The organism is Polyangium sorediatum, assembly GCF_029946465.1.
Classification (GTDB): Bacteria; Myxococcota_A; Polyangia; order Polyangiales; family Polyangiaceae; genus Polyangium; species Polyangium fumosum.
Genome location: NZ_JARZHI010000032.1, coordinates 19,935 through 46,852, shown reverse-complemented (window position 1 = coordinate 46,852; position 26,918 = coordinate 19,935). Strand labels below are relative to the sequence as shown.

The window sequence follows — 26,918 nt, the reverse complement described above, 5'->3', positions numbered from 1 at the left end:
GCCCTCCATGACGACAACCGAAGCCGGGACGTTCCAGAAGACCGCGTGTATCCTCTGCAGCCTCAACTGCGGCATCGAGGTGCTCGTCGAGGATCGCAGGCTCACGCGCGTGCGCGGCGATCGAAAGCACCCAGCGTCGCACGGATACCTCTGCGAGAAGGCCCAGCGCCTCGACCATTACCAGAACGCGAAGGACCGCCTGCGCACGCCGCTCCGGCGCCGCCCCGACGGATCGTTCGAGCCGATCGACTGGGACACGGCGATCCGCGAGATCACGGCGAAGCTCATCGGCATCCGCGAGACCCACGGCGGCAGCTCCATCTTTTATTACGGCGGCGGCGGCCAGGGCAATCACCTCTGCGGCACCTACGCCACCGCGACGCTCGCGGCGCTCGGCGCGGTCTACCGCTCGAACGCCCTCGCGCAGGAAAAGACCGGCGAATTCTGGGTCGACGGCAAGCTCTTCGGCCGCCCCCGCTGCCACACCGCGCCCGATTTCGAGCACGCCGAAGTCGCCGTCTTCGTCGGGAAGAACCCCTGGCACTCGCACGGCTTTCCCCGCGCCCGCCACGTGCTCAAGGAGATCGCCCAGGACCCCGCGCGCGCGCTCGTCGTCATCGACCCCCGGCGCTCCGAGACCGCCCGCCTCGCGCAGTACCACCTCGCGGTCCATCCGGGCACGGACGCCTTTTGCCTCGCCGCGATCCTCGGCACGCTCGTGCAGGAAGACCTCGTCCATCACGCCTTCCTCGCCGAACACACGACCGACGCGGAGCCCGTCCTCGACGCCCTCGCGCGCGTGCCCGTCGACGAATTCGCGCAGCGCTCCGGCGTCGAAGCATCCCTCGTGCGCGAGGTCGCGCGCCGCATCGCCCGCGCGAAGAGCGTCGCCATCCAGGAGGATCTCGGCGTGCAGCAGGCACCCCACTCCACGCTCGACTCATGGCTGGAGAAGCTCGTGTACCTCCTCGTCGGGAGCTTCGCCAAAGAAGGCGGGATGAACATCCATTCCCGCATGGCCTCGCTCGGCGGAGGCGGCAGCGGCGGCAAACGCGGGAGCACGACGCCCGTCACCGGCGCGCGCATCATCACAGGCCTCGTGCCCTGCAACGTGATCCCAGACGAGATCCTGACCGACCACCCGAAGCGGTTCCGGGCGATGATCGTCGAGAGCGCGAACCCCGCGCACTCCCTCGCGGATTCCAAGCGCTTCCGCGAGGCCTTCGCCGCGCTCGACTGTCTCGTCGTGATCGACGTCGCGCTCACGGAGACCGCGCGCCTCGCCCATTACGTGCTCCCCACCGCCTCGCAGTTCGAGAAATGGGAAGCGACATTCTTCACGCTGGAGTTCCCGCGCAACGCCTTCCAGCTCCGCGCCCCCCTCCTCGCGCCGCTCCCAGGGACCCTGCCCGAGCCCGAAATCCACCGCCGCCTCGTGCGCGCGACAGGCGCACTCGACGGCGTGGATCTCGCCCCGCTCGCCGAAGCCGCGCGCTCCTCGCGAGGCGAATTCGCCATGGCCTTCCTGGGCCTCGTCGGAGCGCGGCCCGACCTCATGGCCCTCGCCCCCGTGATCCTCTACGAGACGCTCGGCCCAACGCTGCCCGAGGGCGCCGAGGCCACCGCCGTGCTCTGGGGCATCGCACAAACCTGCTTCATGACCTTCCCCGAGAGCGTACAACGCGCAGGCTTTCCCGACGCCGACGCACTCTTCGACGCCCTCCTCCACGAACGCTCCGGCATCACGTTCACCGTCGATCCCTACGAAGAGACATGGGCGCGTCTCGACACCCCCGACAAACGAATTCGCCTCACGGTCCCCGAGCTCCTGCCCGAGCTGCTCGGCCTCGCGGCAGAACCCGCGCCAGCCCGCGACGCGCACTACCCGTTCATCCTCGCCGCCGGCGAACGAAGGTCGTCCTCAGCAAACACCATTTTCCGGGACCCCACCTGGCGCAAAGTCGACCTCGACGGCGCCCTTCGCATGAACCCAGCGGACGCCGCAGACCTCGGCCTCTCCACAGGCAGCGTCGTACGAATCGTGACGGAAGGCGGCAGCGCAACCGCAACAGTGGAAGTCAACGACAGCATGCGCGCCGGCCACGTGAGCCTGCCGAACGGCGGCGGTCTCCTGTATCCAGACGAAGCCGGCAGCGAGCGCAAGCACGGCACAGCCCCAAACGAGCTCACCCACCACGCCCAGCGCGATTGGCTCGCAGGAACGCCATGGCACAAGCACGTGCCGGCGCGGATCGAGCGGATCGACGTCTCCTGACCAAGCGCGTCTCAGCTTGGAGGCGTAGCGCCGGGGCGCTGCCCCGGACCCCGCGGGGGGCTGTCCGCCCCCTCGACCCCGGACCAGGCACGGCCTGGACCGAGGGGGAAGAACTGCGCAACGCGCAGTTCTTCCCACGGGCCGGTGGCAAGACCGCAGACGCGCATCTCGAGCTGGCGACGGGGCATTGCCCGTCGAGCCGTCAGCGCTGCGGTCTTTGGCTGGCAGGGTCGTCGCCGGTCTTGACCCCGGCTGTTCGATGAACTGCGCGGAGCGCAGTTCATCGACCCCGGTCCAGGCCGTGCCTGGTCCGGGTCCAGGGGTGGACAACCCCTGGTGGGGCCTGGGGCAAAGCCCCAGCTCCGCGCCTCATGCGCGGCACGAACGCGGCGCGACGACCGCAACGAGCGCGGGTGACGCCGTGCTACGCGTCAACGCCCACGGATGGGGGCGCCCTCGGCCCCCTGGAGGATGCCCCCCATGCCTGAACGGACCATCGCTTTTGTCGTTTTTCCTGAGATTACGCCCCTCGACCTCGTTGGGCCCTTGCAGGTGCTCCAGGCGCTCGAAGGGTTGTCCGATCTCCGCACCGTCACCGTGGGGGAGCGCATCGAGCCTGTCGCGACGGACCTGCCCTTTCGGATCGTCCCGGCGCGTACGTTCGACGAGGTGCCCGAACCCTACGGCATCATCGTCCCGGGGGGCCTGCTCGGGCCCTTTCACGCGATGGCCAGCGATCGCCTCATGGGCTGGCTGAAGCGCGCGGCTTCGACGGCCTCCTTCGTCGGCTCCGTGTGCACTGGCTCGCTCGTCCTCGCGGCGCTTGGCTTGCTCGAAGGCAAAAAGGCCACGACGCATTGGTCGTTCTTGCCGCACCTTGCGCGCTTCGGGGCGACGCCTGTCAAGGGGCGCTGGGTCGAGGATGGCAACGTGATCACCGCGGCGGGTGTCTCGGCGGGCATCGACATGGCGCTCGCGCTTGGGGCTCGCCTCACGAACGAGTCGGCTGCGAAGACGGCCCAGCTCATCCTCGAATATGAGCCCCAGCCGCCTTTCGGTCCGATCACCTGGGAGGGCAGCGCACCGCTCCTCCAGGCCATGGGCGGCGTCGTTGCGCAGCAGCTCCCCACGATTCTCCGTGAAAAGCCGGAGCTCCTCGCGAAGTTCGCGCCGTAGCCCTCGTCCTCGGGGGCGCGGATGTGCGAGGATGCGGGCACGTATGCCCACCCGGAGCCCGAATCATGACCGATGACGAACGAGGTTGTACCCTCGTCTTTGGCCCCCATCATGCGCGGCTTTATCCCCCCGACGTCGTCCGCGTCTTCTGGAGTGGCACGATGACGGCGGAGGACATCGAGACGCTCTACACGTGGACGGACGAAATCCTCCCGGCGCGCGTCCGTCATTTCGTGATCGCCGACATGTCGCGCCTCCAGACGATGACGGCGGCCGCGCGCAAGAGCGCGGCGACGGATCCGCGGGCGCAACGTGTCGCGGGATTCGCCGTCCTCGGCGCGAACTTCCACATGCGCGTGCTCATGGGGATGTTCGTCAAGGCCCTCGGGCTTTTTTATCGCGGCTGGACGTTCCGGATGGAGTTTTTCGAGCGCGACGCTGACGCCCTCGCCTGGTTCGACGCCGAGCGCGCCGAGCGCGCGCCTACTTCGGAATGATGATCGGATCGCAGTTCGTGAAGCTCAGGGTCGATTGCACCTTGAAGTTCGACCCTGTGCTGTGCCGCTCGGCGTGGAAGAAGTCGAGCGCATAGTCGCCGCCGGGCACGATCCCGAGCTCGGCGGCCTTCGCGTCGAGGTTCAGCGTATCGGTTTGCGGCTCGTGCAGGCCGCCGAGATCGATCGCGAGGCGGTTGTTCACGAAGATCCAGAGGTCGTCGTCGCCGCTGAACGCGAACGTCTCGCCGCCCTTGTACTTGAACGTCATGTGGAGCTCGTACGTGAACCCGTAGTTGTGATCGAAGCCCTCGTTGCCGAAGAGCTGATTGTCGATCGGGAAAAACGCGGTGCTCTCGAACGTGGCGATCCCGGTCGCCGGGTCCTCGATCAGCGTCACCTTGTACGGCATCGACATGTTCACGCCCTCGACGTCGCGGTACCACTGGTCGAACTCTGCGGCGCCGGTCGTGTGTGCGGTGGGACCGTCGGGCGCGTAGACGGGCTTCTTGTCGGGGCCGAGATCGAACTTCACGATGCCCTTCAGGCCAGCGCCGCCGAAATGCTCGAAATCGGGGTGACCATTCGGATACCCCTTGAAATCGCGCACGACACCGACGAGCTCCGGCGTGCAGTTGCCGCCCGCGCCCCCGCCGCCGCCCGAGCCGCCGGAGCCGGCGAACACGATGCCGCCGTCGCCGCCCTGGCCGCCCATGCCGCCGAGGCCGCCTTGGCCTCCCGAGCCGGTTGGAGAGGAAGAAGTGCCGGCGCCCTGGCCGCCGGCCGCGCTGCCGCTTGTGTCGCCGCTGCCGCCGCCGCAGCCGATCGCGGCGCCGCCCAGAAGGAGCGACGAGGTGAAGATGAGGGTCAGGGCCGCCTGTCGTAAAAGCATATTTTCTCCTCGTTGAAGCAGAAACACATCCGCCCGAGCGGACGAGCGCGAGGGTACCGCTGGAAATTCTTTCTTGCGAGCATGAACGAGGCTGCTATCTTGCTCGCCCCCTTCGGAGGATTCCGCCCTTGCGCCTGTTTTCCTGAATCCCGCCGTTCATAGACGTGCCGTGACGACCGGCGCCCCACCCCGACGAGACGAACCGCGGGGAACGCGCTGGCCACCGATTCAGGAGAACAGAATATGTTATCGCTTCATGCGCTTCGCATGGCGTTTTCCCATGGGGATGCCACGTCGCTGCTCGAAGACGTCGAGCTGCACCTCGGTCCTGGCTGGGCCGGGATCGTCGGCGAAAATGGCGCCGGCAAGACCACGCTGCTCCGCCTGCTCGCGGGCGATTTGCGGCCCGAGCGCGGTCACGTGCGACGTGATCCCGCCGAAGCACGCGTGGTGCTCTGCCCGCAGACCGTCGATTCCCTCTCCGACACCATCCTCCGCTTCGCCGAGGATCTCGACGGAGAAGCCGTCGCCCTCCGCGGCAGGCTCGATCTCGTCGTCGAAGACCTCGAGCGCTGGCCCACGCTCTCGCCCGGCGAGCGCAAGCGCTGGCAGATAGGCGCCGCGCTCTTCGAAGCGCCCGACATCCTGCTTCTCGACGAGCCCGCAAACCACCTCGACGTCGAAGCGCGGCGCCTCCTCGTCGGCGCCCTCCGTCGCTTCGACGGCCTCGGGCTCTTGGTATCGCACGATCGGACCCTGCTCGACGCGCTCACCACGACGACGCTGCGCATTCATCAAGGCCGCGTGCACGTCTACCGCGGCCGATATGCCGACGCGCGCGCCGCCTGGGAAGCCGAATCCGCCCACGCCCGCGACGAGCGCGAAGCCGCCAAAGGCGAGGAAAAGCGCGCGGCGCGCAAGCTCGATCAAGCGCGGCGCGAGCACGCGATGGTCGACGCATCGCGAAGCATGAAGAGCCAGATGAAAAACAAAAACGATCACGACGGCCGGGGCATGCTCCGCAAAATCGCGATCGAATCCGCTGAAAAACGAGCCGGGCGCCACGTCGGCGTGGCACGCGCCGAGCTCACGCGGGCAAGCGCCGAGCTCGCCCGCCACCACGTCGAGAAGGAGCACGGCAGCGAAATCTACGTCGGCTGGGAGCGCCCCACGCAACCCTGGCCCTTCCTCCTCGATCTCCCCGTCCTACGCGCAGGCGAAGCCGAGCTGCTCCACGACGTGCGCCTCTCGGTCCCACGCGACGGCCGCATTCGCATCGAAGGCCGCAACGGCGCAGGCAAAAGCACATTGCTCGGCGCCCTCGCCGCCGCCGCGCGTATCCCCCGAGACCAGGTCCTCTATCTGCCGCAAGACCTCCCCGCCGACGCCCGGCGCGCCCTGCTCGCGGACGTCCGCGCCCTCAGCCCCGAAGCCCGCGGGCGCACCCTCTCCCTCGTCGCCGCCTTGGGCACGGACCCCGAGCAAATCCTGGCCTCCGCCGAGCCCTCCCCCGGCGAATCCCGCAAGCTCGCCATCGCCCTCGGCCTCGGCCGAAGAGCCGCCGCCCTCCTCCTCGACGAGCCCGAAAACCACCTCGACCTGCCCTCCCTGGAGCGCCTCGAACGAGCCCTCGAAGGGTATCCCGGCGCCATCGTGATGGTCAGCCACGACGCCTCCTTCGCCCGCCGCGCAACGAGCGTCGTCTGGCGCATCGAAGGCGGCCAAGTCCGCGTCACCGACGCGGAGGCACGCAGCTAGCGCGGGAAGCCCCCGACCCGCGCCGGCGCGATCGATCATGCTATCGGGCAGGGTCGTTGTGCCTTATCCTGCCCGTGCAGCGCCTGTTCACGCGTCCAGGAGGCACCATGTTCGAAATTATCCCCAAGAATGACAATCGAGCCCCCCTCGCCCTCATGGAGAACCATATCAAGAACAACGTGGCCGATCCGTGGACGACGTGCCCGTGGGTGAAGGTGGGGAACCTTTACATGTCCGTGACCCAAACGTCCGATTCCTCCTGGCCGACCCTGGTCACGTACCTTCAAAGCCAGGGACAAACGAGCTTCACCGTGTTCTCGGGGCGGCACGGCACACAGGCCGGACAGGCGGTCTCGGAGAGCAAGGGGATTTTGAGTTCCCAATACGTCCTCGACAAGGCATTTTATCAAAACGACGTGAAGGCGGCGGCCAGATTCGGCACCGCGGTGAAGGTGGTCGACGTCGGATCGAACCCCCAGACGACGACCACGGCGATTTTGCAGGCCAACACGAAGCAAGCGCTCGCCAGCGGTGTCGTCATCTACGCGTGGTGCCACTCGCTGTTTTCGATGATGGACCACAGCGCAGTGCTCTACAGCGGCATCTACAACAAAAAAGTCGTGAACAAGGACGGAATCCGCATGAGGAACTACGCTGTCGAATCGAGAGCGTTGTGGCTGAGCAACCTCACCGTCGCCCAGCTCGTGACCGATTGGTACAGTTGGGTCCCTTGACACGCGTCCGACGGCCGTGAGGGGAGGGAAAAACATCCCGCAACATCCCGCAGCCGAGGCGTCGGCTGGGCTGGCGATCGGAAGTCTCCCGATGCCTGCTCGGCCGTGGTACATCAGCGCCATGGGCCTCTTGACATTCGGACTCAACGTGACGCTCGACGGGTGCTGCGACCATCGCGAGGGGATCGCGGACGACGAGCTGCACGACTACTTCACGGAGCTGATGGACGCAGCCGGGGCGATGTTGTGGGGGCGCGTCACCTACGAGTTGATGGAGAGCGCTTGGCCGGCTGTGGCGCGCGACGAGAACGCGCCGCGCGCGACGCGGGAGTGGGCGCGCAAGCTGGAGGCCAAGCCGAAGTATGTGGTGTCGGCCTCGCGCCGCGACTTCCCGTGGAGCAACACCTTTCGGGTCGAGGGGGATTTGCACGAGGCCGTGAGGCAGCTCAAGGAAAAGACCCCGCAAGGCGTGCTCGTTGGTAGCCCCACGCTGTCCGCCGCGCTCGAGCGGCTGGGGCTGATCGACGAGTACCGACTCGTCCTCCACCCCGTCCTTACCGGCCATGGGCCGACCTTGTTTCAGGGCCTGGAATCCTCGCGGCGCCTCGAGCTGGTCTCGACGAAGCCCCTGAAGTCCGGCGCGCTGGCGCTTCACTACCGCCGCAGAGAGGGATGACGCTCGGGTTTCGTTTTCTGGCTGCAAAGGGGGGCGGACAGTTAAAACCATTTTCCCCGCATCGACTGCGCGAAGCGCAGTCGATGCCCAGAGGTCCAGGGCTGGCCCTGGTCCGGGTCCCGGGGCGGACAGCCCCGGGTGGGGCCTGGGGCAACGCCCCGGCGAAACGCCCCCCTAAGAAATTACCACCCCTGGTGATGAAACGAGCTTTCGGACTTGGCGATCTCCACGGGTGTGCGCTGCATGGGATCGCGGTCGCCGAGATCGAACACGCTCCCCCAGCAGTACATCTCTCCCTCCCGTGTGCGGCCGCAGTCGCCCCCGAGTTGTACGATGGCGCCTTCGGGGAGCCCTTCGATCCGCCGGAACGATGCGACTTCGCCTTTTTTCCTTGGCATGCGGTCGAAGCAAAAGACTTCGCCTCGGGTGGTGCTCACGCAATCGGCGTCGACGTCTGCGACGTCGGTCAGGACGACCTTGGGCCCCTCGGGCGCGCCCATGCAGAGCAGGCGCGCGGCCTCGTCGACGGCGCAATGTGCGGAGCGCAGCGCGGCGCGGAACTTCCCGGGGAACCGCCCCTTGTCGCCGAACGAGTCCTCCTGGAAGACGGCCGTCCCGTCGGCGAGGACGGCGTTGCTGCTGGGGTCGAGGTAGGTGGCGTTCGCCAGCTCCTCCTTCGGGTCGAGCCATTGCACGCGGAGGGGCTTCGGCGTTCCCGCGTAATGGAACCTCCCTGCGCCGCCGCTGCGCTTGGCGACGGCGATGCCGCTCCCGTTGTCGATGGACAGGGTGACGTCTTTCACCGGTGCGCCGCCGGTGTCGACGAGCAAGGCGAAGTCGTCCTTCAGGTTCCCTGGGAAAAATGCCTTGTTCCGGCAGTACCAGCGGCCTGACTTTGCGCCACGCACGCAGAGCCCGAGGCCACCAACGATTGCGTCGACGGCCGGCTCGGGCAGCACGAGATCATGCCTGGGCACGTGCTCGACGCCGGCGATTGCGCCCCAGCAAGAGACGCGGGTCGTTCCGAACCGCGCGCAAACGACGCCGTCGTCGGCGCTGATCTCGCTCGCGCCCGTGATCCCGGGCGCCTTCGTGGCCCGTTCGAGATCGACCTCCTGGCCGTCGCCGAGCCGGCCCCCCAGCCGCTCGCCGAAGCATCGCACGTGATGATCCTTCCCGAGCGCGCAGATGTTTCCATAGGCCACGGCCATCCCGAGCGACGCATCAACCGACGGGAGCACGTCGAACGTCTTCTTCATGTCCGCGCAGGGCCAATCGAAGTCGCAGGTACAACGCGACACACCGTCCTCGCGGCTCACGCATAGGCCCTGCGGCGGGGCGAACAAGAGCCGCGTCACCCGCTTGCCCTCGGTGAGCTGCTGGAGCTTCTGGTCGACGAGCGCATCGTCGCAGAAAACGGTGCCGTCGGGCCGCCGCGCGCAGGCCTGCGGCCTGCCCGGCCGCGCCTGGACGATAAACGCTTCTTCCACGGGCCCTTGCAGGGGCACGGGCGTCACGCCATAACCGGGGACGGGCTTGTCGAGCAGCGTCGTTTCGCTCCCGTAGAGGTTCCAGCAAAAAAAACCGCCGTCCACGCCCACGCCGCATGTGGTATCGGCGAGGGTGCGCATGGGCGGGGCCGGCACCCGCAAGAACGGCGAGCTCGTGAAGTCGCCGCCGATCTGGCAAAAGACCTCGCCCTTGTCGGAGAGCAAGCAATCGTGGCTGCCGGCGACGATACGCGAGGTCACCTGGGACGGCGCACCCAAGGAGAACTTCGTGATGTCCTCGGGCGTGGGCTTTACCGAGAGGAAACCTCGCGAGAGGTAGAAGGGTTTTCCCGGGGCCTCTTGCGTCAAGCGAATCACCACGCCGCTCGCGTCCCAGCCGACGAGCTGGCCACCCGTGAGGATGGTAAAGCCCTTCAGGTTGGTGAAGCCCGGCATGAGCGTGGGGCGAAAATGCGTGCGCCTGTCCATCTCGCCGGGCTGGACCAGGTGGCCCCAGCAATGGAGAAAGCCGCGCTCGGTGCGGGCGCAAAACATGCCGCTCCCGGCGCGGACCTCGACGAACGTGGAATCCTGCGCGGACAGCGCCGCCGGGGCGGCCTTGGCGGTGGGCGCCGGGGCGGCGCTCGGGGCGGAAGGCGGGGGCGTGAGGTCAGGCGCGGTGGGCGGCGGCGCGCCGGTCGTGCAGCCGAGGAGGACGAGCGCGGAGACGGGGGCGAATGCGCGGCGCATGGCGGTCACTGTACCGCAGGGGACAGCGACCGCCGCAGGATTTGGCCGGCCGCGCGCATCGGGCGGGTTACGTGGGGGAGCCGGGGGCCTTGGGCTGCTTGGCGCGGGCCGAGGGTTGCTTGGTCTTCAACGATGCGGCGGTCTTCTCGCGCAGGAAAAACGCCTCGGCGGCGGACGGCTTTGCCTTGTAATGGTCGCGCAGACGGCCGTGGGCGCTCGCGAGTTGCTCGCGGACGGCCCGGCGCGCCTCGCGCTCCTCGGCGAAACGTCGAGCGACCTCGCCCACGGCCAGGTTCACGGCCTGGAGGGCGGCGTCGTGGAGCATCTCCGCGTAATCGAGGCTGGCGAGGGCGTCGCCCATGTCGCCCTTGTCTGCGAACGGCGCCATCCGGATGCGCACGGCGGGCAAGACGTCGAGCTGCGCCTGGCCGTCGGGCTTGATCACCGGGCTGATGCCCGCTGGGAAGATCGTGCGTTGCGCCGCGAGGGCGGGCTCCTTGCGGTCGAGCTTCTTGGCGGAGGCGTCGATCTCCCGGACCGCGTTTTCGACCATCACCTCCGTGCGCAGGACCCCGGCGGACGCGGCGGTGGCCGCATCCTCGGCGTCTTCGCGGGCGCGCTGCGCGTCTCGCAGCTTCGTGTACACGGCGCTCGCCTCGGCGTGCAGGATGTCGTGGAGCGGGCTCACGTCCTTGCACGTCGTGCCATGAAAATGGATGTGGCGGCGATGCACGGAGCTCCCATCGGACTCACGAAGGTGTCGCATGGATCCTCTCTTCCCTACCCCTCGCGAAGTGCGGAGGGTGGTCACGGGTTCGCGTGTTTGGACGTGCGCCGCGGATCAATCATCCCCGCGAGGAAACCCCAAAGCACGAAAACGTCGGGAGCCTCCCCGGAAACGCCGAAACGCTCGTTCCCGATGGTCGGAACGAGCGACGGGGTGCAGGAAAGCGCGTGTCCGGGGGATGGGAACGTGCCCAGAACCAGATCCCGGTGCTTTGCACATTTCGGGAGGGGGCACGCATGCGGCGTCGATCGGCGTTGCGAAAAAGGGGAAGCCCCTCGGAGGCGCGGCGGGGGGCGCTCCGAGAAAGAGGGAACGACGCGAGAGGTGGATCGACGCGTGTTCCGGAAAGAGGAATCGACGTGGGGACGGACGCGGCGGGCGTTCCGACAAAAGGGAACCCGACGCGCAGCGGATCCGGGGGCGTTGCGAGGGCGTGGAGACGGTCTTGGCGGGGAGCGGGCCGGACAACCACAATCCGCTCGGCGATCGGCGCGCCCTGACGCGCGCGTGCTAGATCGAGGTTTCGATGAAGAAAAGCTCGCCCTCCCCTTGCCGACGTTCGCCCGTGTACGCCGTCTTCGTGCTCCTCGCCTTGTCGGCGGCCGGCGCTTGCGGCGGGCAGGCGCAAGCGCCCGGTGACCAGGCGCCCGCGCAACCCTCGTCGGACCCGCAGCCCACCCGGACGCCTGAGCCTGAGCCCACCCCGACGGCCGCCACGCAGCCCACCTCGACGGCCGGGGATCAACAGGCCCCGCCCACAGGTACAGCAGACCCGCTGCCCCCCGCGACCAGCGAGTGCGACCCAGCCAAAGAGCCGCACCGCAGATACCTCGGGGACAGGAACAAGTGCATGCTCATCAAGTATCGCTGCGACCCGCCGCAGACGTCCTTCCACAATGCCTGCGGCTGCGGCTGCGAGTAGCCTTGGGCCGCGGCATCGGGCGCAACGCGCCCCCGCTCCCGCGGGGCTGGGAGGGAGCCTCGTCGCGGCGCGGGAGCGGGGGCGGGAGCGGAGGAGAGAGGGCGGAGCGAGCGGCGGCGGGGGGGCCGTCCGCTTACAGAGGCGCGCCCTCCGGGTACATCAGCTTCAGTCGCTTCTCCCGCAGCCGGGCTTCTTCGAGGCAGACGTTTTCGATCTGCCGGACCAGATCTTCAGCGATCCCGAGCTTCAATGCCATGCGGGTCACGGTGGCCCGCTCCAGGTCCGAGTATTGCCCATCGGCAGTGCAAGCTCGAATCGCGTCGTAGACGAGAAAACGCCGTGAAGCGCTCGACGCCGGCGTCGCAGAGATGATCTTCTCGATATCCTCGTCCGCCTTGTAGGACTTGAGCTCGTCCACGAGCGCGTCGGCTGCACCAAAAGCGGCCGCATGACCGACCGCCCAGTCTCTCTCTTCGGGCGCCAATTTTCCATCCCCATTGGCACAGATGAGGACCGCCTTCATGTAGCCCTCGAACGTGTCATCCGATGGAAGGGTGCGAAAATTCGCCTTGTCCTTGAACAACCACAGAAACCCAGCATCTCGGTTCGTCGTCATGTTCGCACCTCGGTGTTAATGGCGACGCGCGATCGGGCGCGCACCACCTGCATGGTTCTGCGTTTCGTACCTTCCAGGAGGAGTCAATCTTTCCCGTGCCACGGGGCGCATTTCTCTTTCATGCGCCACAAGGCGTCTCTCTTCCCCTCTGTGCGTGTGGTGGTAGAGTCTTTTCGTGGGGCGCGCTTCTGCATTCTTCGCGCCTTCGAAATCCTCGTCTTTCTGAACCCCGAAAGTGACACCCCCCTCTATGCATAGGAACCTTTTTCCCCACGCACGTCCCCTCACAGGCGCAGGTCTGCTCCTCGCCTTGCCCCTCGTGCTCATCGTCGCCTGCAGCGGCGAAAACAACTCCGGAGATCCCAGTGGCGGGAACGGCGGCAGCGGCGGAAACGGCGCAGGCGCAGGCGCAGGAAGCGCGAGCAGCTCAGGCGCGGGCGCAGGCAGTTCGTCTGGATCCGGCGGTAACGGTGGCATGACTGGAAACCCCATGCAAGGCCAGTGCAGCACTCCGACGCTGACGGTCACCGAGGTCGAGCTCCCCATCACCGTCGAGCAGAACGAAGACGAGGTTAATCTCCGCCCCCTCGCCATCTCCCCAAAGCCCTCCGGCGGCTCCCGCCTCGCCTTCATGGGCGCCGACGACAAAGTCCACGTCGCCGAGCTCGACGTGGGCGACAAACTCGTCGGCGACCTCGTCGATATCAACGCCCACGATTTCGCCGACCTCCACGCCGACGACAACGGCGGCGTCCTCCTCCTCACGCGCGACGCCCAAGGCGGCGGGACGCTCAACTGCGGCAACCCGACAAACCTCTGCGGCAACCCGCCCAATCCCCCCGTCGCCTGTCACGACATGTACATGGTGCGCTTCGACGGCAAGAACGAATCCTGGGCGACGAAGCTCACGAGCTCGAGCGCAGCCCTCCCCCCGTATTCGACCGGCAAAACCGGTCCCGACGTCTTCATGATCTGGTGGTACGCGCACCACGGCCGCATCGCCTCCGACGGGACGAACTTCGCCGGTTATTTCGGCGCAGCCATCAGCGTCTCCCAAGGCGGCTGCATCAACATCCACCAAGGCGACCGCATGAAGGTCGTGTCCCCGACCGGCGAGGTGCTCTCAGGCGGGTTCGACTGGGGTTGTAGCCATAGCGGCTACGAGCGCATCACCTGGGATCCAGCCGCAAAGAAATACGTGAGCATCTGCAAAACCGACAACAACAACCGCATCGCCTATGCCCCCGCGGTCTCGACGATCAAGCCGGTCGACCTGGCCTACTCGAACTTGAGCGACGTGGCCCGCGACCCGAACGGCGGCTCCTGGGCCCTGACGAGCGACCGTCAAAACGGTCAGCCCGCCCTCGCGAACGGTCTCGCCGAGGTGCACCTTCTCCATTTCAACGGCGGAGAGGCCGACAAGGACATCGTGATCGCCGGGAAGGCCGGAGAAAACGCACGCGCGCCCTACCTCGCAAACTACAGCGAAAAATTCCTCCTCGCCGGCTGGGAGACGTCAACCGCCACAGGAGATCTCACGCCCTTCGACGGAGATCGAAAGATGCACGTCCAGGTGTTGAGCGCGACGACAGGCGAAGCCGTGAGCGCCGTGCTCGACGCCGGCGTACCCGGCAATCGCTACCAAGCCTTCCGCGCCTTCCCCGACGGCAGCGTCGCATTCGCCGCAAAGGGAACGAAAAACAACACAGTGCGTATCTTCCGCGCGATGCCCTGCGCCGCGGAGTGAGCGCGGGTCTCAGGGGGGCGCGGAGCTGGGGCGTTGCCCCAGGCCCCAGGAGGGGGCTGTCCGCCCCCTCCACCCCGGACCAGCGAGGCGCTGGACCCGGGCTCGATGAACTGCGCTCCGCGCAGTTCATCGAACAGCCAGGGGCAAGACCACAGGCGACTGTGCCAACCGACACAGCAGCGTTGCCGTCGCCAGGTGGAGACCCACCTCCATGGTCTTGCCACCGGCCCGTGGGAAGAACTGCGCATTGCGCAGTTCTTCCCCTTCGGTCCAGGCCGTGCCTGGTCCGGGTCGAGGGGCGGACAGCCCCCGCGGGGTCCGGGGCAGCGCCCCGGCGCGGCGCGCCTACTTGCCGATCCAGGCCATTCCGTCTGGCGCTTGACCGGCGGAGATGCGCCGCACCACCGACATGGTCGCGAGGTCGACTTCGACGACGTTGTCTTCGGTTGTCACGCCGATGCGTGCGTGTTTGCCGTCGGGCTCGATGAAGATGGCTTCGCAGCCTTGGCCCATGGGGAGGCTCTTGAGGGTCTGGTGGCTCGTGGGGTCGATGAAGAGGAGTTCGCCGTGCCAGGGATCGGTTGCCAGGACGAGCTTGCCTTCGAGGGCGAATTTGATGCGGGCGATGGGCTGGTTGGGTGTGGGGACGCGGTCGATGACCTTTTGCTGGGCGAGGTCTACGATGGCGATTTCGTTGCCGCCGCGGCAGCCGACCCATGCTTGGGTTCCTTCGGGGTTGACGTCGACGCCTTCGGGGTTTCGGCCGACGGGGAGGATCGTCTCTTTCCAGGATCCTGCGGCGAGGGGGTCGGGCTTCGTCAATTGGAAGATGGAGACGGTGCCGGAGCCGCGGTTGGTTGCGACCAGGGTTTTGCCGTCTTTTGTTGCGGCGAGCATGTGGGTTTGGTCTTGGCCGGTGCCCATGACCCAGGCCAAACGGTTTCTTACGGGGTCGTAGGCGCCGATGGCGCGGGCTCCTTCGGCGGTGAAGTAGAAGAGGCCGTTGCGCGCCAGGAGGCCGTGGGGGTTCCAGAGCGGTCCGAGGTCGATGCGATGGATCTCCTTGCGCTTTTCGACATCGAAGACCGAGAGGCTGTTGCTTGGTTCTTTGGAGCTGCCGGTGTTGCTGACGACGGCGTAGCGCCCGTCGGCGGAGACGGCCACCTCGTGGGGCTCTCGGCCGACGGGGACGTGGGCGGCGACTTTGCCGGAGGCGAGGTCCAGGAACGAGAGATTGCCTGGGAGGTTCCCGTTCGTCTTGATCTTGTTGACCACGAGCACGTCGGCCGGCGGGGGCGCGGCGGCGGCTTCGAGGTTGTTCCCCATGCGAATGTCGGCCGGTTGGGTCGCGGCGCACGCCACTGTCGACACGGAAAAGAGAAAACCTGCCAGGTGTCTTGGAATCGTTCGTCCTTGCATGGTCCGAGTCCTTTGCGTGTCGTTGGGCGTGGCGGCGGCACCGGCATTTCCGGCCATGGGCGCGGGCGTGCGCAACGGGCACACGTATCCCGTGCGATTCGATTCTCGGCGCGCGAGGCTGTCCTCGAGCGCGCGTCGAGACCGTGGCGAAATGGGCGACGAGAAGGCGCTGCGCCGCCCGAGGTTGTCATGGCGCCGTGGCCAGGACGGCCATCAACTACCATGGTAGTTGATGGAGAACAAGGAGAGCGCGGCGAAGCGAGCAACTTTTGGACGGACTCGGGCTAGACTCCCTCGCCATGTCCGGCGGCCTGATCTCCCACAACGACGGCCCTCCCGTCGCGCGCTGCGTCCGTTGCAGCGCCGTGGCGGCTGGTCCCTGCGCCCGTTGCCACGCGCCCGTCTGCGGCGACTGCTGCGTCCTCACCGAGGGCGGCGCCCGGGTCTGGGCCATCTGCCTCGCCTGCGAAGACCGCGGCGGTCGCTCCCTGCGCCGCGGCTGGATCACCCTGCTCGGCTGGATCGCCGTCCCCATCGCCGGGCTCGCCGCGCTCGTCGCCCTGCTGGAGTGGTTCGCGCGGAGGCGGTAGCTGTCTCTTCTTGGGGGCGCTGCGCTGGGGCAACCCTGGAACCTTGAGGGTGCTTCAAGTCACCACAATTGGCCACAAGGACAGGAGCGGGTAAGATCTCGCATGATCCTTGAGCGACATCCGAACTACACGGAATCGATGGCAGAGCACACCCCTGGATTGGGCGCTTGGCGCGCCATAGGTTACTGGTGCCGCGAGAGAGGGTCCGATCTTCCTGACCCAGAAGCGTTCGTGGATCCCTCGTGGGACGCAGACGAGCGTGCTGCCGTCATCGCCCATCTCCGCGAAGGCAAGAAGGCCATTTCATGGCGAGGCTTCTCTTGGTGCCGCTTCCATTGCAGCGCTGGCTCGCAGGCCATGGGCTCGCTCTGCCGGACAGACGGCACCTTCGTCTGGCCAGAAGGCTTCGCCCACTACCTCGAGGCTCATGCTGTCAGGCCGCCAGAGGAGTTCGTGAGGCACGTGTTGGCGCATGTGAAGGGTGCCCTCCTCTGAAGTTGCCATCCGCCCCTGCCAACCAGGGCCTCGGCGCTGCAGGTCAACTGGCAGCGTGCCCGCCGCCTGCCTGAGACGCACCTCCACGGTCTTGCCACCGGCCCGTTGGCAAAGCTGCGCGGAGCGCAGTTTTGCCATCCCCGGTCCAGGCCGTGCCTGGTTCGGGTCGAGGGGCGAACAGCCCCCGCGGGGTCCGGGGCAGCGCCCCGGCACAGCGCCCCAAGAAGAGATCCTTGCCTGTCGATTCCGTGTAACCTTTCCCGACCCCCGAACGTGCCTCCCCTGAGAGGTGCGAACCATGACGACGAACACGGCGGCTCGGGTGGTGGTGGTGGGCGGTGGACTCGCGGGGCTCACGGCGGCGGCGTATGCGGCGCGGGCGGGCCGGCGGGTGACCGTGCTGGAGAAGGCGACGGAGCTCGGGGGGCGCGCGGCGACCCACGAGAAGAAGGGGTTTTCGCTGAACATCGGGCCACACGCGCTCTACCGGGGCGGCGAGGCCGAGCATGTGCTCGCGGAGCTTGGCGTGGAGACGAAAGGGAGTCCGCCGCCGACGGGCAGCGGCGCCTACGCGCTCTACGGGGGCCTGCTCCGGGCGTTGCCGACGGGGCCTGTGTCGCTCTTGACGTCGTCGCTCTTGCCGCTCGTCGGGAAGATCGAGGTCGCGCGCCTGCTCGCGCGCATCGATTCGTTCGACGTCGCTTCGCTCGCGGGGACGAGCTTCGAGGCGTTCCTCAGGGCGAAGGTCCGCACGCCCGAGGCGCGGGACGTGATCCGCGCGCTCATTCGGCTCTCGACGTACACGCCGGATCTGGAGCGGCTCGCGGCGGACGCGGCCCTCGAGCAGTTCAAGCTCGCGACGACGCGCGGCGTGATCTACCTGCACGACGGCTGGCGGACGCTGGTGCATGGGCTCGCCGAGGTCGCGCGGGCCGCGGGGGCGGAGATCATCGCGAGCGCGAAGGCCGTGTCCGTCGTCCGGGAGGACGGGCGCGTGAAGGCGGTCCGGCTCGTGGACGGCGCGGAGATCCCTGCCGACGTGGTGATCCTGGCTGCGAGCCCGTCGTTCGCGTCGTCGCTCTTGCCCGACGTCCCTGCCCTCGCGGACTGGGCGGCGGCGGCGATTCCGGTCACGGCTGCGTGCCTCGACGTCGCGCTCTCGCGCTTGCCGCAGCCGCGGAACACGTTCGCGCTGGGGATCGATCAGCCTCTTTATTTTTCGGTGCACTCGGCGTCCGCGCGGCTCGCGCCCGAGGGCGGCGCGGTGATCCACGTGGCGCGGTATGGCGCGCCGAGTGATCCGCGCGCGGGGGAGCGCGAGCTCGAAGAGGTGCTGGAGCTGCTGCAGCCGGGCGCGAAGCACCTCGTGGTGGAGCGGCGGTACTTGCCTTCGATCACGGTGGCGCACGATTTCCCGCAGGCGGCGCGCGGCGGTGCGCGGGGCAGGCCCGGTCCTCTGGTGCCGGGCGCGCCGGGCGTGTTCGTGGCGGGCGACTGGGTGGGGCCCGTGGGCATGCTCGCGGACGTGAGCCTCGCGAGCGGGAGGGCCGCGGCGCAGGCAGCAACGCGGCGGGAGGCGAATGTGCTTGGCCAGGTGCGCGTGAAGGACTTGGATGCGAGGGTGTGACCGTGGTGATGGCGGACGGGGACGGGCTCGCGCGGGAGCACGGGCGGTATCTGTGGGGTCTCTGCTATCGGCTGACCGGGTCGGCAGCGGACGCGGACGATCTCGTGCAGGAGACGTTTCTGCGCGCGATCGAGCGGCCGCCCGTCCGGACGGAGGAGCCCGTGCGGCCGTGGCTGACGCGCGTGGCGGTGAACCTCGGGATCGACCGGCTGCGCGCGCGGCGGCGGCGCGCGTACGACGGTCCATGGCTGCCGTCGCCGGTCGAGACGGAGGGCGATTTCGCGCCGGAGATCGGGATCGAGCCGGTCGAGACGGAGGGGCGTTACGACCTTCTGGAGAGCGTGTCGATGGCGTTCCTCGTGGCGCTGGAGGCGCTGACGCCGCGGCAGCGGGCGATCGTGCTGCTCTGCGACGTGTTCGACTGGTCGGTGAAGGAGGCGGCCGACGCGCTCGGGATGACGGAAGCGGCCGTGAAGACGATGCACCACCGCGCGCGGCGGGCGCTCGCAGCCTACGAGTCGAGCCGGACACGTCGCACGCCCGAGCTCGTGGAGAAGACACGCGCGGCGCTCGGGCGGTTTCTCCTGGCGCTGGGGAGCGCGGATGGAAAAGCGCTCGAATCGATCCTGGACGCCGAGGTGCGGCACCTGAGCGACGGCGGAGGCGAGTTTTTCGCGGCGCGTTTGCCGATCCTGGGGCGGGACCGGGTGGGGCGTTTGCTGGTGGGCCTCGCCAAGCGGCGCGGCGCGGGCGCGCAGTTCGCATTGCGGATGGTGAACGGGATGCCCGCCGTGGTGCTGGAGCACGCGCCAGCGAGGAAGATCGCGCCGCGATCGGTGCTGCAATGCGAGATCGGCGAGGACGGGGCGATCCGAGCGATTTATTGGGTGCTGGCGACGAAGAAGCTGACGGCGGTGGGGCCTGTCATCTGAAGGCGCGGAGATGGGGCGTTGCCCCAGGCCCCAGGAGGGGGCTGTCCGCCCCCTCCACCCCGGACCAGGCACGGCCTGGACCGAAGGTCGACGAACTGCGCTCCGCGCAGTTCATCGAACAGCCAGGGTCAAGACCAGCCACGACCCCGCCAGCCAAGACAACCACGCTGACGTCTCCATCGGCGACGTGCCGCTGCGTGCGACGACCTCCACGGTCTTGCCACCGGCCCGTTGGAAGAACTGCGCATTGCGCAGTTCTCCCACCTTCGGTCCAGGCCGTGCCTGGTCCGGGTCGAGGGGCGGACAGCCCCCGCGGGGTCCGGGGCAGCGCCCCGGCGCCACGCCCCCTGTCAGAACGCCGCTCCATTCGCGCGCGTGCCTGGCGAGCTTGCGGCGGCGACGAGTGCCGTGTGCAGGACGAAGGTTGCGCTTTCGGCGGCGTCGGGGCTGCGGTTCATGGAGACGCCGTCGACGGCGGCGAGGGATGCGGGGTAGCTGAAGGAGTCTTTTGTCGTGCCTGTGGCGTCGCGCAGGTAGACGGCGTCGCCGCCGTTGGCGAGGCCCAGGTTGCTCGTGGAGCTCCCGAGCGCGTTGGGCGTGCCGGCGGGGATGGCGGAGGTGGCGCCGAAGATGACGAGGCTCTTGCCTGGGGCGAGCGTTGTGCCTGCGGCGAAGGTGTGCCGCACGGATGTCGTGTCCGAGATCGTCCAGCCGTCGAGGGGGGCGGGCAATCCGCCGATGTTCACGAGCTCTACGAATTCGCCGGTGACGCTGCTGCCGGGCTCGTTGGCGCAGATCTCGTTGATCACGACCTGCGCGGGCTTGGCGGCGGCCCAGGTGTAGCGGCTCAGGATCGGGAAATGGTCGCTCGTCGTCGAGGCGTAGCTCGGGATGAATGTGGAGACCTTGTAGGCTTCGACGGAGCCGGGGACGAGGGCCAGGGCGAGATCGTTCGTCACGAGGTGGTGGTCCAGGGTTGCGCCGCCGCTCGATGTCGAGGAGATGTTCGCGTCCGTCAGGGCTTTCGTGGCGAAGTGGTAATCGGCTGTGTCGGCGAGGAAATTCGCGTAGGGCGTGGGGTTGCCCGAGATCGACCCGTCGAGGTCGTCGTTGAAATCGCCGACGACGAATACCTTTTGGGTCGGGTAGTTCGTGTCGAGGTAGGATTTCAGCGCGGTGGATGCGTCGAGCCGGCGCAGGTAGCTCGCGGAATCGGCGAGCGCTTTCATGTGGAGGACGATGACGATCACGTTGTCCGTCGTGCCGTTCAGCGTGACCGAGAGCTTCACTTCGAGCGGCGGCCGCCCGGCGAACTCGTAGTCGTAGGCGGTCAGGATGACGCGCGCGCTCTGCACCGTGGCGACCGAGGTTTTGTAGAGGAAGCCGAGCTTCTGCTCCGACGTGGTGTAATACGAGGAGCCGTTCGTCACGATCGGATCGTTCGACAAGAAGCCCGCGTACCCGGCGAGCTGCGATTTGAGCGTGTTCCACTGCGAGACGCTCACGATCTCTTGCACGCCCCAGAGATCCATGTCCGCGCCGCTGATCACGTCGTATGCGTTTTGCCGCTGGAGCGTGTCGTTCGTGGGCCCGCGGCTCGCATCACCGAACCACTCCAGGTTCCAGCCCGCCACGTCGAGCGTCGCCGCCGTCCCCTTCGCCGGGACCGTGTACGCAAAGCTCGCCGTGTCGACGAACGGCTCGTCCTCCTCGGGCGCGACGCACGCCGGCGCCGCGACGATCACGAGCGAAGAAACGAGAACGACGAGCGATGCAGGAGCGCTCGTGCTGGATCCGGACCTCGATCGACCGTGCGCATATTCCATGGTTTCCATGGTACGCGAGGAGCTTGAGCCGGGGCGAGGAAGTTCCGATCAGGGACGCGCCATCGCGTAGGAGCCGAGGATTTTGAGGTAGCCGGCGCGCGCTTCCAGCTCGATGAGCGCGCGGCGGACGGCGACGTCTTCCGCGTGACCCTCGACGTCGACGAAAAAGAGGTAATCCCAAAGACCTCGCCGCGAGGGGCGGGATTCGAGCTTGGTCATGCTCACGCCGTGCCGCGAGAAGGGGCGGAGCAGCGCGAGCATCGAGCCTGGGCGGTTCGGCGCTGACATGACGAGCGAGGTTTTGTCGTGGCCCGAGGGGGCGGCGCTCGTTTCGCCGATCACCAGGAAGCGCGTGGTGTTCGTCGGATCGTCCTCGACCCCCTCGGCGAGGATGGCGAGCGCGTGGATCGCCGCCGCGCGTTTGCTCGCGAGGGCCGCGGTCTCCGGCTCCCGCGCGGCGAGGCGCGCCGCCTCGGCGTTGCTGGAGACCGCGACGCGCTCGGCCCGCGGCAAGGTATGTTTCAAGAATCGCTGGCATTGCGCGAGGGATTGCGCGTGCCCGTAGACCCGCGTGATCCCTTCGATCCGCCCCTCGCGCCGGAGCAGGTGCTGGCGGATGGGGAGCGCGACCTCGCCGGAGATGCGGAGCGGCGAGGCGACGAGCCGGTCGAGGGTATGGCCGATCGCGCCTTCGAGGGAGTTTTCCACGGGCACGACGCCGAAGTGGGCGGCGCGCGCCTGCACCCCGTCGAAGACGTCGTCGATCGAGGTGCAGAAGACGGGACGGGCGTCTCGCCCGAAATGGCGCGCGGCCGCCTCCTCGCTAAAGGTGCCCGAGGGGCCGAGGCAAGCGACCGAGATCCCCTCCACGACGCCCCGGGCTCCGATCAAGCTGCGTGAGGCTCGGTCGCCGCCGCCGCGCCCGCGCCGACCTCGCGGACGATACCTTCATAGGCGTGCCGCACGCTCTCCACGTAGCGCGCGAACCGCGGCAAGGCCGAGAGGTCCAGGGCTTGCGGGCCGTCGCAGAGCGCCTCGTCGGGCCGCGGGTGGAAATCGACGAGCACCATGGATGCGCCCGCGATGATCCCCTGCCCCACCACGTGAAAGATGTCCGGCAGGCCGTCGGGCGCGTTGTCCATGCGGCCCACGGCGTGCGAGGGATCGATGCACACGGGCAGGCGTGTCTGCCGGCGGAGGACGGGCACGTGCGAGAAGTCGACCAGGTTGCGATGGGGATCGCCGAGGTGCGTCTTCACGCCGCGCAGGCAAAACACGATGTTCGGGTTCCCTTCGCTCGCCACGTATTCGCAGGCGTTCAAGGACTCTTCGAGCGAGATGCCCATGCCGCGCTTGAAGAGGACCGGGAAGCGGCGCTGCTGGCCCACTTGCTTGAGCAGCTCGAAGTTCTGCGTGTTGCGCGTGCCGATCTGGAGCATGACGCCGGTCGGCTCGCCCGCCGCGGCGAGCGCCGTGTTGATCTCGTCGATGTGGCGCGCGTCGGTGACCTCCATGGCGATCACCTTGACGCCGTGCTTGCCCGCGAGTTCGAAGACCCAGGGCAAACAGGTCTTGCCGAGGCCCTGGAAATCGTAGGGGCTCGTGCGCGGCTTGTACGCGCCCATGCGCGTTGTCCGGATCCCCGCCTTTTCGAGCGCGGCCATCATGTGGCCGACGTGCTCGCGCGTGTCGACGGCGCAGAGGCCGGCGAAGACGTGGACACGTTTCTCGTCGAAATGGACGCCGTTGTACTCGAACCCGTGGGTCGCGGCGTCCGGGTGGTGCCGGCCGATGAGCCGGTATTTCCGGGAGACGCGGACGACCTTGCGCACGCCGGGCAGGCTTTCGAAGGGCTCCGTCGGCACGGCGCGCGTCGAGCCGATGAGGTGCACCTCGGTGATGGAGGTGGATTCCCCCCGGAAGACGAATTTCTGGACCGAGACCCCCGGATACCGCGCCGCGAGGCGGACGACCGCTTCGGCGCGCGATTCGGGCGCGTCGGGCTCGAGCGTGACGATCATGAAGTTCCCCCTATGCTCCGTGTCCTGTTGGATGCTGGGGCGGCCTCAGCCGGCCCGTGAAAAAGATCAATCTGCTTCGTCGATGGGTTCCTCGTGCTGGAGGCGCCTGGAGAATCGGAGAATGGCGTCGAAGATTTCATGCACCGAGGCCGGATCGAGCCCGCGCTCGGCCGCCCAGCGCCTCCGCGCCTCGAAGAGCTCCGCCTCGCGCTCGGGATCCCGCACGGGGCGGCCGAGCTTTGCCTTTTCGCGCGCCGCGCGCCGCGCGAGCTGGGCCCTGCGGCCGAGGAGCTCCACGATTTCACGATCGAGGTCGTCGATGAGGTCACGCGTCTCGCGCAAGGCCTGCGAGCGGGCCGTGGAGGGCAAGAGGACGAGCGAGGACGACGGCGGCGGAGCCATCCCGTCCGATCCGGAGAGGTTCTGATCGGCGGCGACGAGCGCTTCGACGAGCTTGCGGCGGGCCTCGGCGGCATAGGGATTTTCACGGTGGAGCGCGGCATAGAGGTGCCCCGCGTCCGAGCGGGCGGCCTCCACGGTCCGCGCGAGCGCTTGAAAGGACGGAGGCGCGTACGGGATGTCGAGGGGCACGGCCGCGTCGAGCATACCCTTGGCCACGAAGAATGCGAGCGCGTGCGTCCAGGCCATGTTGCGATCGTGCGTGGCCTCGTCCTCCAGGACGACCGTGCAGCCGATGCGCTCGTAAAGCGCGACGACCCGCTCGACGGCCGCCGGGTGTGTCGCATTCGGGCACACCACCGCGACGAGCGGGCGCTCGCCGCGCGAGAGGCTGATCGGGCCGAACAGGGGATGCGTGGCGACCCAGGGGATCGCGGCGCCGAAGGATTCGTTCATGGCCGCCGAGGGGCCGAGCTTGACGCTGCCGACGTCGACGACGATCTGCGAGGGCGCGAGCAGCGGCCGCATCGCCGCGAAGGCGCGGGGCATGGCGGTGACGGGGACGGCGACGATCACGAAATCGCGGTCTCGGACGAGCTCCGGGATCGACGCGACGCGCATTTCGTCCGGCACGGGGGAGCGAGGGTCGAAGGCCCGCACGTCGACGTCCGCGTCGCGGAGGAGCGAGGCCATGGCCGCGCCGAAGCGGCCGTATCCGAGCAAGGCGACGTTCGTCATGGCGCGTGGTGGGGGACTTCGCCCGCACGAAGCATAGCGGATGAACAGCCCCTTGGGAGAGCCGTCCCCGAAGAGAAAATACTTCCGTCGCGGACGCGCTCGGCCGCATCTTCTCCGAGGTTTCTCGATTGTGGATGAAAATGCCGTTCAGGGGGCGCGGGGCGGCTCGGACTTCGTCACGACGAAGGCCCGGAGCGCGGCGATCGCGTCGTCGCGCCGCGGCTCGATCCAGTACATCCGGAAGGGCGCGGCCGATCCGATACGCCGCGCGAGCCCCTCCGCGACATGATCACAGGCGCGGAGGGGCATTTTCGTAGAGGACGGCGCGGCGCCGGGATCCCGCGGATCGACTTGCTCGTGCTCGCGGTCGAATTCGCCCGCTCCATCGCGTCCCCACTCGACTTCGCCGTAGGCGTCGAGCTCGATGGTGCCGACCGCGGACCGATCCTCCAGCGCCGCGAGGACGAGCTCGCGCATCCCGGGAATCGGGAGCAAGGCGGGATCGAGCAGATCATCGCGCTCGCCGCGGCGGAAGCGGACGGCCCAGGGCGAGGTTTTGGGCGCGAACATCGCGCGGCCGGCCGCGACGATGGAAGGGCGCGTGGGGCGGAGGGCCAGGGGCGCGAGGAGCGTGCGGAGCGTGCCTGCCTTTGGAGGGACGGTCGCGGGATCGATCGCGCGGATCCACGAGGCATATTCGTCGAACGATCGTTCGTCGCCCGAGGCGCCCCGCGCCACGAAGAGCACGGCGAGGCATGGTGCGAGTTCCTCTGCGGCGCTTGGGTCCTCGTGGTCCTTCCACGCTTTGCGCAAGGGGGCGGTCCCCTCGCGGAGCGGGCGCGCGGCGCCCTTCGGGTCCCATAATGCGAGGAGCAAGCCCATCTCGCACGAGGTCCGCAGGTGCGCGGGGGATTTCATTGCGGTGAGTTGCTTCATGCGCTGCGCGAGGAGCTCGGTGACCGAGGGATTTTTTCGGGAAACAAGGCCCGCGAAGCGAGGTTTGGGGGGCCCGTCCACGCGCACGAAGAGCGCGAGAAAATCGGAGGCGTCGGGGCGCTGGCGAGGCGCGTCCGTGGGCCCGACGATGCGCATGGCGGCCTGGACCCACCGCGCTGGCCCCGCGGTCTCGTCCGCGAGATCGCGGAACCAGCGCTCGTCCGCGGGGATCGATTTGTACGTTTCCGCAGCCTGCTTGAACCGTGCGGCCTTTTGGGTCTTCGTCTCGTTCGGCGGCGCAGGCGCGAGCGGAAAATCCACGGCGAGCGTGTCGAGGGCGAGCTCCGCGACGTCGCGCACGGTGAGCAGCTCGATGCCGTGCGCCTCGTACCATATCGATCGCGTGGAGCGTTCGTCGTTCGCGAGCGCCTCCGCGAGCGGAAGGACCGCCGCCTCGCCTTCCGCGAGCAGGGCCTGCAAGATCGGGTCTTCGAGGACCTGGGCCTGCGCGCCAGACCGCCCGAATGCGGGCTCGTGCACCTCGCCGAGCGCAGCGACGAGCGCCGCCGCGCGCGCCGCTGGATCCGTGGGCAAGGGCGAAGGCAATCCCTTCGGTGCCTTCCGCGCGGCACGTTTCTCCTGGTCCACGAGCAAGGGCCCCGGCGGCTCGGCGAGGGTGTTTACGGTTTGCTCGCTGGCCCCGAGCACGGCGGCGCGCGCGGAGAGCGCGGGCGAGAGCCGGCCGAGGCCACGCAAGCTCGCGAGCGCGAGCGCGTCGTCTCCGCGTACGTGGGCCCAGAACCCGCGGTCCCGCAGCCCATGCAAAAAATGTTCGGCGAGGCGCGCGAAAATGTCCCGCTCGCGCCCCGCGATTTCGGGGACGGCGTCGAGATCCCCGCCTTTGATCCAGCTCTCCCATACCGAACGCGCGAGCGTGTCCTGGCCGAGCTGCACGAGGATCGCGGCGTGCATCGGCAGGATCTCTTCGAGCCGGTGGGAAGGGAGCTCCGGCCGGGGCGCGCGCGTCCGGATGCAGGGCATGTCCGGGAAATGCGCGGCCTGCTGGTCGCAGATGCGCTTGTCGTTCGCCCGGAGCGCCTCGATGTCGGCGTACAGGTCCGCCGCGGGGCCGACGGAGACGAGCGGATACACGAGTCCATTCCAGAGGACGCCGAAGCGCGGCTCGTGCTCCGGCCCCGGGAGCACGAAGCCTTTTGTCGCGACGACCTCACCGGGCCCTTCCGGCTGCGTCGTGAGCGTGATCGAGACCTCGTGATACGGCAGTCCCCGTGGATCGGCCACCCCGCTTCGAAACAGCGTCTCCACGGCGCGAACGAGGTCCTCGGGCAACCCCAGGCGCGGGCCGGGCTTGGTCGGTTTTCCCTGGGCCGGCGGCGCGGGCAAGATCGTATCGGCGAAGGGCCACGGCGGCGGCGGCGCGTCTTCGGGCGCCTCGCGTGGTGGCTCGGTGAGGCGCGGCGAAGGAACGCTCGCGGGGCCGCAGGCGGCGAGGGCCAGGAGGGCGAGGCGAAACGCGCGGCGACGCATCACGAAACGAACGCTACCGCGGGGTTCGAGCCGCAAGCAATCAGGTGCGCCCTGGATCCCGCTGGCGTCG

21 protein-coding genes are annotated in these 26,918 nt (G+C 68.2%); 11 read left to right on the top strand and 10 right to left on the bottom strand.

All coding sequences use genetic code 11. The annotated features are described in order from the left end of the window. The first annotated feature begins 7 nt into the window (after positions 1-7). The 3 genes from QHF89_RS29365 (at position 8) to QHF89_RS29355 (ending at position 3,948) form a co-directional block, all read left to right on the top strand. Positions 8-2,275 (top strand): molybdopterin-dependent oxidoreductase, encoded by a 2,268-nt coding sequence (locus QHF89_RS29365; protein ID WP_136970039.1) that lies wholly within the window; start codon positions 8-10, stop codon positions 2,273-2,275. Between the two features lie 480 nt (positions 2,276-2,755). After that, positions 2,756-3,451: a DJ-1/PfpI family protein gene (locus QHF89_RS29360; RefSeq protein WP_136970038.1), complete on the top strand. Its 696-nt coding sequence runs from the start codon at positions 2,756-2,758 to the stop codon at positions 3,449-3,451. A gap of 65 nt (positions 3,452-3,516) precedes the next feature. After that, positions 3,517-3,948: an STAS/SEC14 domain-containing protein gene (locus QHF89_RS29355; protein ID WP_136936421.1), complete on the top strand. Its 432-nt coding sequence runs from the start codon at positions 3,517-3,519 to the stop codon at positions 3,946-3,948. Here the strand turns inward: QHF89_RS29355 and QHF89_RS29350 are convergent. Then, positions 3,935-4,837, bottom strand: coding sequence for a fibro-slime domain-containing protein (locus tag QHF89_RS29350; RefSeq protein ID WP_136970037.1), 903 nt, complete (start codon positions 4,835-4,837; stop codon positions 3,935-3,937). The genes QHF89_RS29355 and QHF89_RS29350 overlap by 14 nt on opposite strands. Before the next feature lie 243 nt (positions 4,838-5,080). On the opposite strand from QHF89_RS29350, the gene QHF89_RS29345 reads away from it, so the two are divergent. The 3 genes from QHF89_RS29345 (at position 5,081) to QHF89_RS29335 (ending at position 8,005) form a co-directional block, all read left to right on the top strand. Continuing rightward, positions 5,081-6,595 carry an ATP-binding cassette domain-containing protein gene (locus tag QHF89_RS29345; RefSeq protein ID WP_136970036.1) on the top strand — a complete coding sequence of 505 codons (1,515 nt, stop codon included), beginning with the start codon at positions 5,081-5,083 and terminating at the stop codon, positions 6,593-6,595. A gap of 107 nt (positions 6,596-6,702) precedes the next feature. Further along, positions 6,703-7,329 (top strand): hypothetical protein, encoded by a 627-nt coding sequence (locus tag QHF89_RS29340; RefSeq protein ID WP_136970035.1) that lies wholly within the window; start codon positions 6,703-6,705, stop codon positions 7,327-7,329. A 121-nt stretch (positions 7,330-7,450) separates the two neighbouring features. Further along, entirely contained in the window at positions 7,451-8,005 is a 555-nt protein-coding gene (locus QHF89_RS29335; RefSeq protein ID WP_136970034.1) for a dihydrofolate reductase family protein, read from the top strand. A 182-nt stretch (positions 8,006-8,187) separates the two neighbouring features. Here QHF89_RS29335 and QHF89_RS29330 read toward each other — a convergent pair whose 3' ends face one another. After that, on the bottom strand, positions 8,188-10,245 hold the full coding sequence (locus QHF89_RS29330; RefSeq protein WP_136970033.1) for an RCC1 domain-containing protein: 2,058 nt from the start codon (positions 10,243-10,245) through the stop codon (positions 8,188-8,190). Positions 10,246-10,312: 67 nt separating this feature from the next. After that, a complete protein-coding gene (locus QHF89_RS29325) occupies positions 10,313-11,011 on the bottom strand; it encodes a hypothetical protein (RefSeq protein WP_136970032.1) in 699 nt (232 codons plus the stop codon). A gap of 547 nt (positions 11,012-11,558) precedes the next feature. On the opposite strand from QHF89_RS29325, the gene QHF89_RS29320 reads away from it, so the two are divergent. Beyond that, entirely contained in the window at positions 11,559-11,954 is a 396-nt protein-coding gene (locus QHF89_RS29320) for a hypothetical protein (protein WP_136936427.1), read from the top strand. Between the two features lie 133 nt (positions 11,955-12,087). Here the strand turns inward: QHF89_RS29320 and QHF89_RS29315 are convergent, their stop codons facing one another. Then, positions 12,088-12,570 carry a tellurite resistance TerB family protein gene (locus QHF89_RS29315; protein WP_136970031.1) on the bottom strand — a complete coding sequence of 161 codons (483 nt, stop codon included), beginning with the start codon at positions 12,568-12,570 and terminating at the stop codon, positions 12,088-12,090. 475 nt (positions 12,571-13,045) lie between these two features. Here QHF89_RS29315 and QHF89_RS29310 point away from each other — a divergent pair, with 475 nt between their 5' ends. Next, on the top strand, positions 13,046-14,317 hold the full coding sequence (locus tag QHF89_RS29310) for a hypothetical protein (protein WP_284721073.1): 1,272 nt from the start codon (positions 13,046-13,048) through the stop codon (positions 14,315-14,317). A gap of 345 nt (positions 14,318-14,662) precedes the next feature. Here the strand turns inward: QHF89_RS29310 and QHF89_RS29305 are convergent, their stop codons facing one another. After that, a complete protein-coding gene (locus QHF89_RS29305) occupies positions 14,663-15,811 on the bottom strand; it encodes a YncE family protein (RefSeq protein WP_136970030.1) in 1,149 nt (382 codons plus the stop codon). Between the two features lie 224 nt (positions 15,812-16,035). Here QHF89_RS29305 and QHF89_RS29300 point away from each other — a divergent pair, with 224 nt between their 5' ends. The 3 genes from QHF89_RS29300 to QHF89_RS29290 all read left to right on the top strand — a co-directional run bounded on the left by QHF89_RS29300 (position 16,036) and on the right by QHF89_RS29290 (position 19,380). After that, positions 16,036-16,326, top strand: coding sequence for a hypothetical protein (locus QHF89_RS29300; protein ID WP_136970029.1), 291 nt, complete (start codon positions 16,036-16,038; stop codon positions 16,324-16,326). A 793-nt stretch (positions 16,327-17,119) separates the two neighbouring features. After that, on the top strand, positions 17,120-18,448 hold the full coding sequence (locus QHF89_RS29295; protein WP_136970028.1) for a phytoene desaturase family protein: 1,329 nt from the start codon (positions 17,120-17,122) through the stop codon (positions 18,446-18,448). Continuing rightward, positions 18,445-19,380: a sigma-70 family RNA polymerase sigma factor gene (locus QHF89_RS29290; RefSeq protein ID WP_284721072.1), complete on the top strand. Its 936-nt coding sequence runs from the start codon at positions 18,445-18,447 to the stop codon at positions 19,378-19,380. The genes QHF89_RS29295 and QHF89_RS29290 overlap by 4 nt, the downstream gene beginning before the upstream one ends. A 350-nt stretch (positions 19,381-19,730) precedes the next feature. Here the strand turns inward: QHF89_RS29290 and QHF89_RS29285 are convergent, their stop codons facing one another. The 5 genes from QHF89_RS29285 to QHF89_RS29265 all read right to left on the bottom strand — a co-directional run bounded on the left by QHF89_RS29285 (position 19,731) and on the right by QHF89_RS29265 (position 26,851). Continuing rightward, the gene (locus QHF89_RS29285) at positions 19,731-21,206 is read right to left on the bottom strand and encodes a lamin tail domain-containing protein (protein ID WP_284721071.1); all 1,476 of its coding nucleotides are present in this window, start codon (positions 21,204-21,206) and stop codon (positions 19,731-19,733) included. 48 nt (positions 21,207-21,254) lie between these two features. After that, the gene (gene pheA / locus QHF89_RS29280) at positions 21,255-22,097 is read right to left on the bottom strand and encodes a prephenate dehydratase (RefSeq protein WP_136970026.1); all 843 of its coding nucleotides are present in this window, start codon (positions 22,095-22,097) and stop codon (positions 21,255-21,257) included. Continuing rightward, positions 22,094-23,227, bottom strand: a complete 1,134-nt coding sequence (locus tag QHF89_RS29275; RefSeq protein WP_136935240.1) for a 3-deoxy-7-phosphoheptulonate synthase — start codon at positions 23,225-23,227, stop codon at positions 22,094-22,096. Before QHF89_RS29275 ends, pheA begins: the two co-directional genes overlap by 4 nt. Before the next feature lie 66 nt (positions 23,228-23,293). Continuing rightward, positions 23,294-24,364 carry a prephenate dehydrogenase/arogenate dehydrogenase family protein gene (locus tag QHF89_RS29270; RefSeq protein ID WP_136970025.1) on the bottom strand — a complete coding sequence of 357 codons (1,071 nt, stop codon included), beginning with the start codon at positions 24,362-24,364 and terminating at the stop codon, positions 23,294-23,296. A 147-nt stretch (positions 24,365-24,511) separates the two neighbouring features. Continuing rightward, complete coding sequence (locus QHF89_RS29265; RefSeq protein WP_136970024.1) at positions 24,512-26,851, bottom strand: hypothetical protein; 2,340 nt, start codon at positions 26,849-26,851, stop codon at positions 24,512-24,514. Positions 26,852-26,918: the final 67 nt, after the last annotated feature.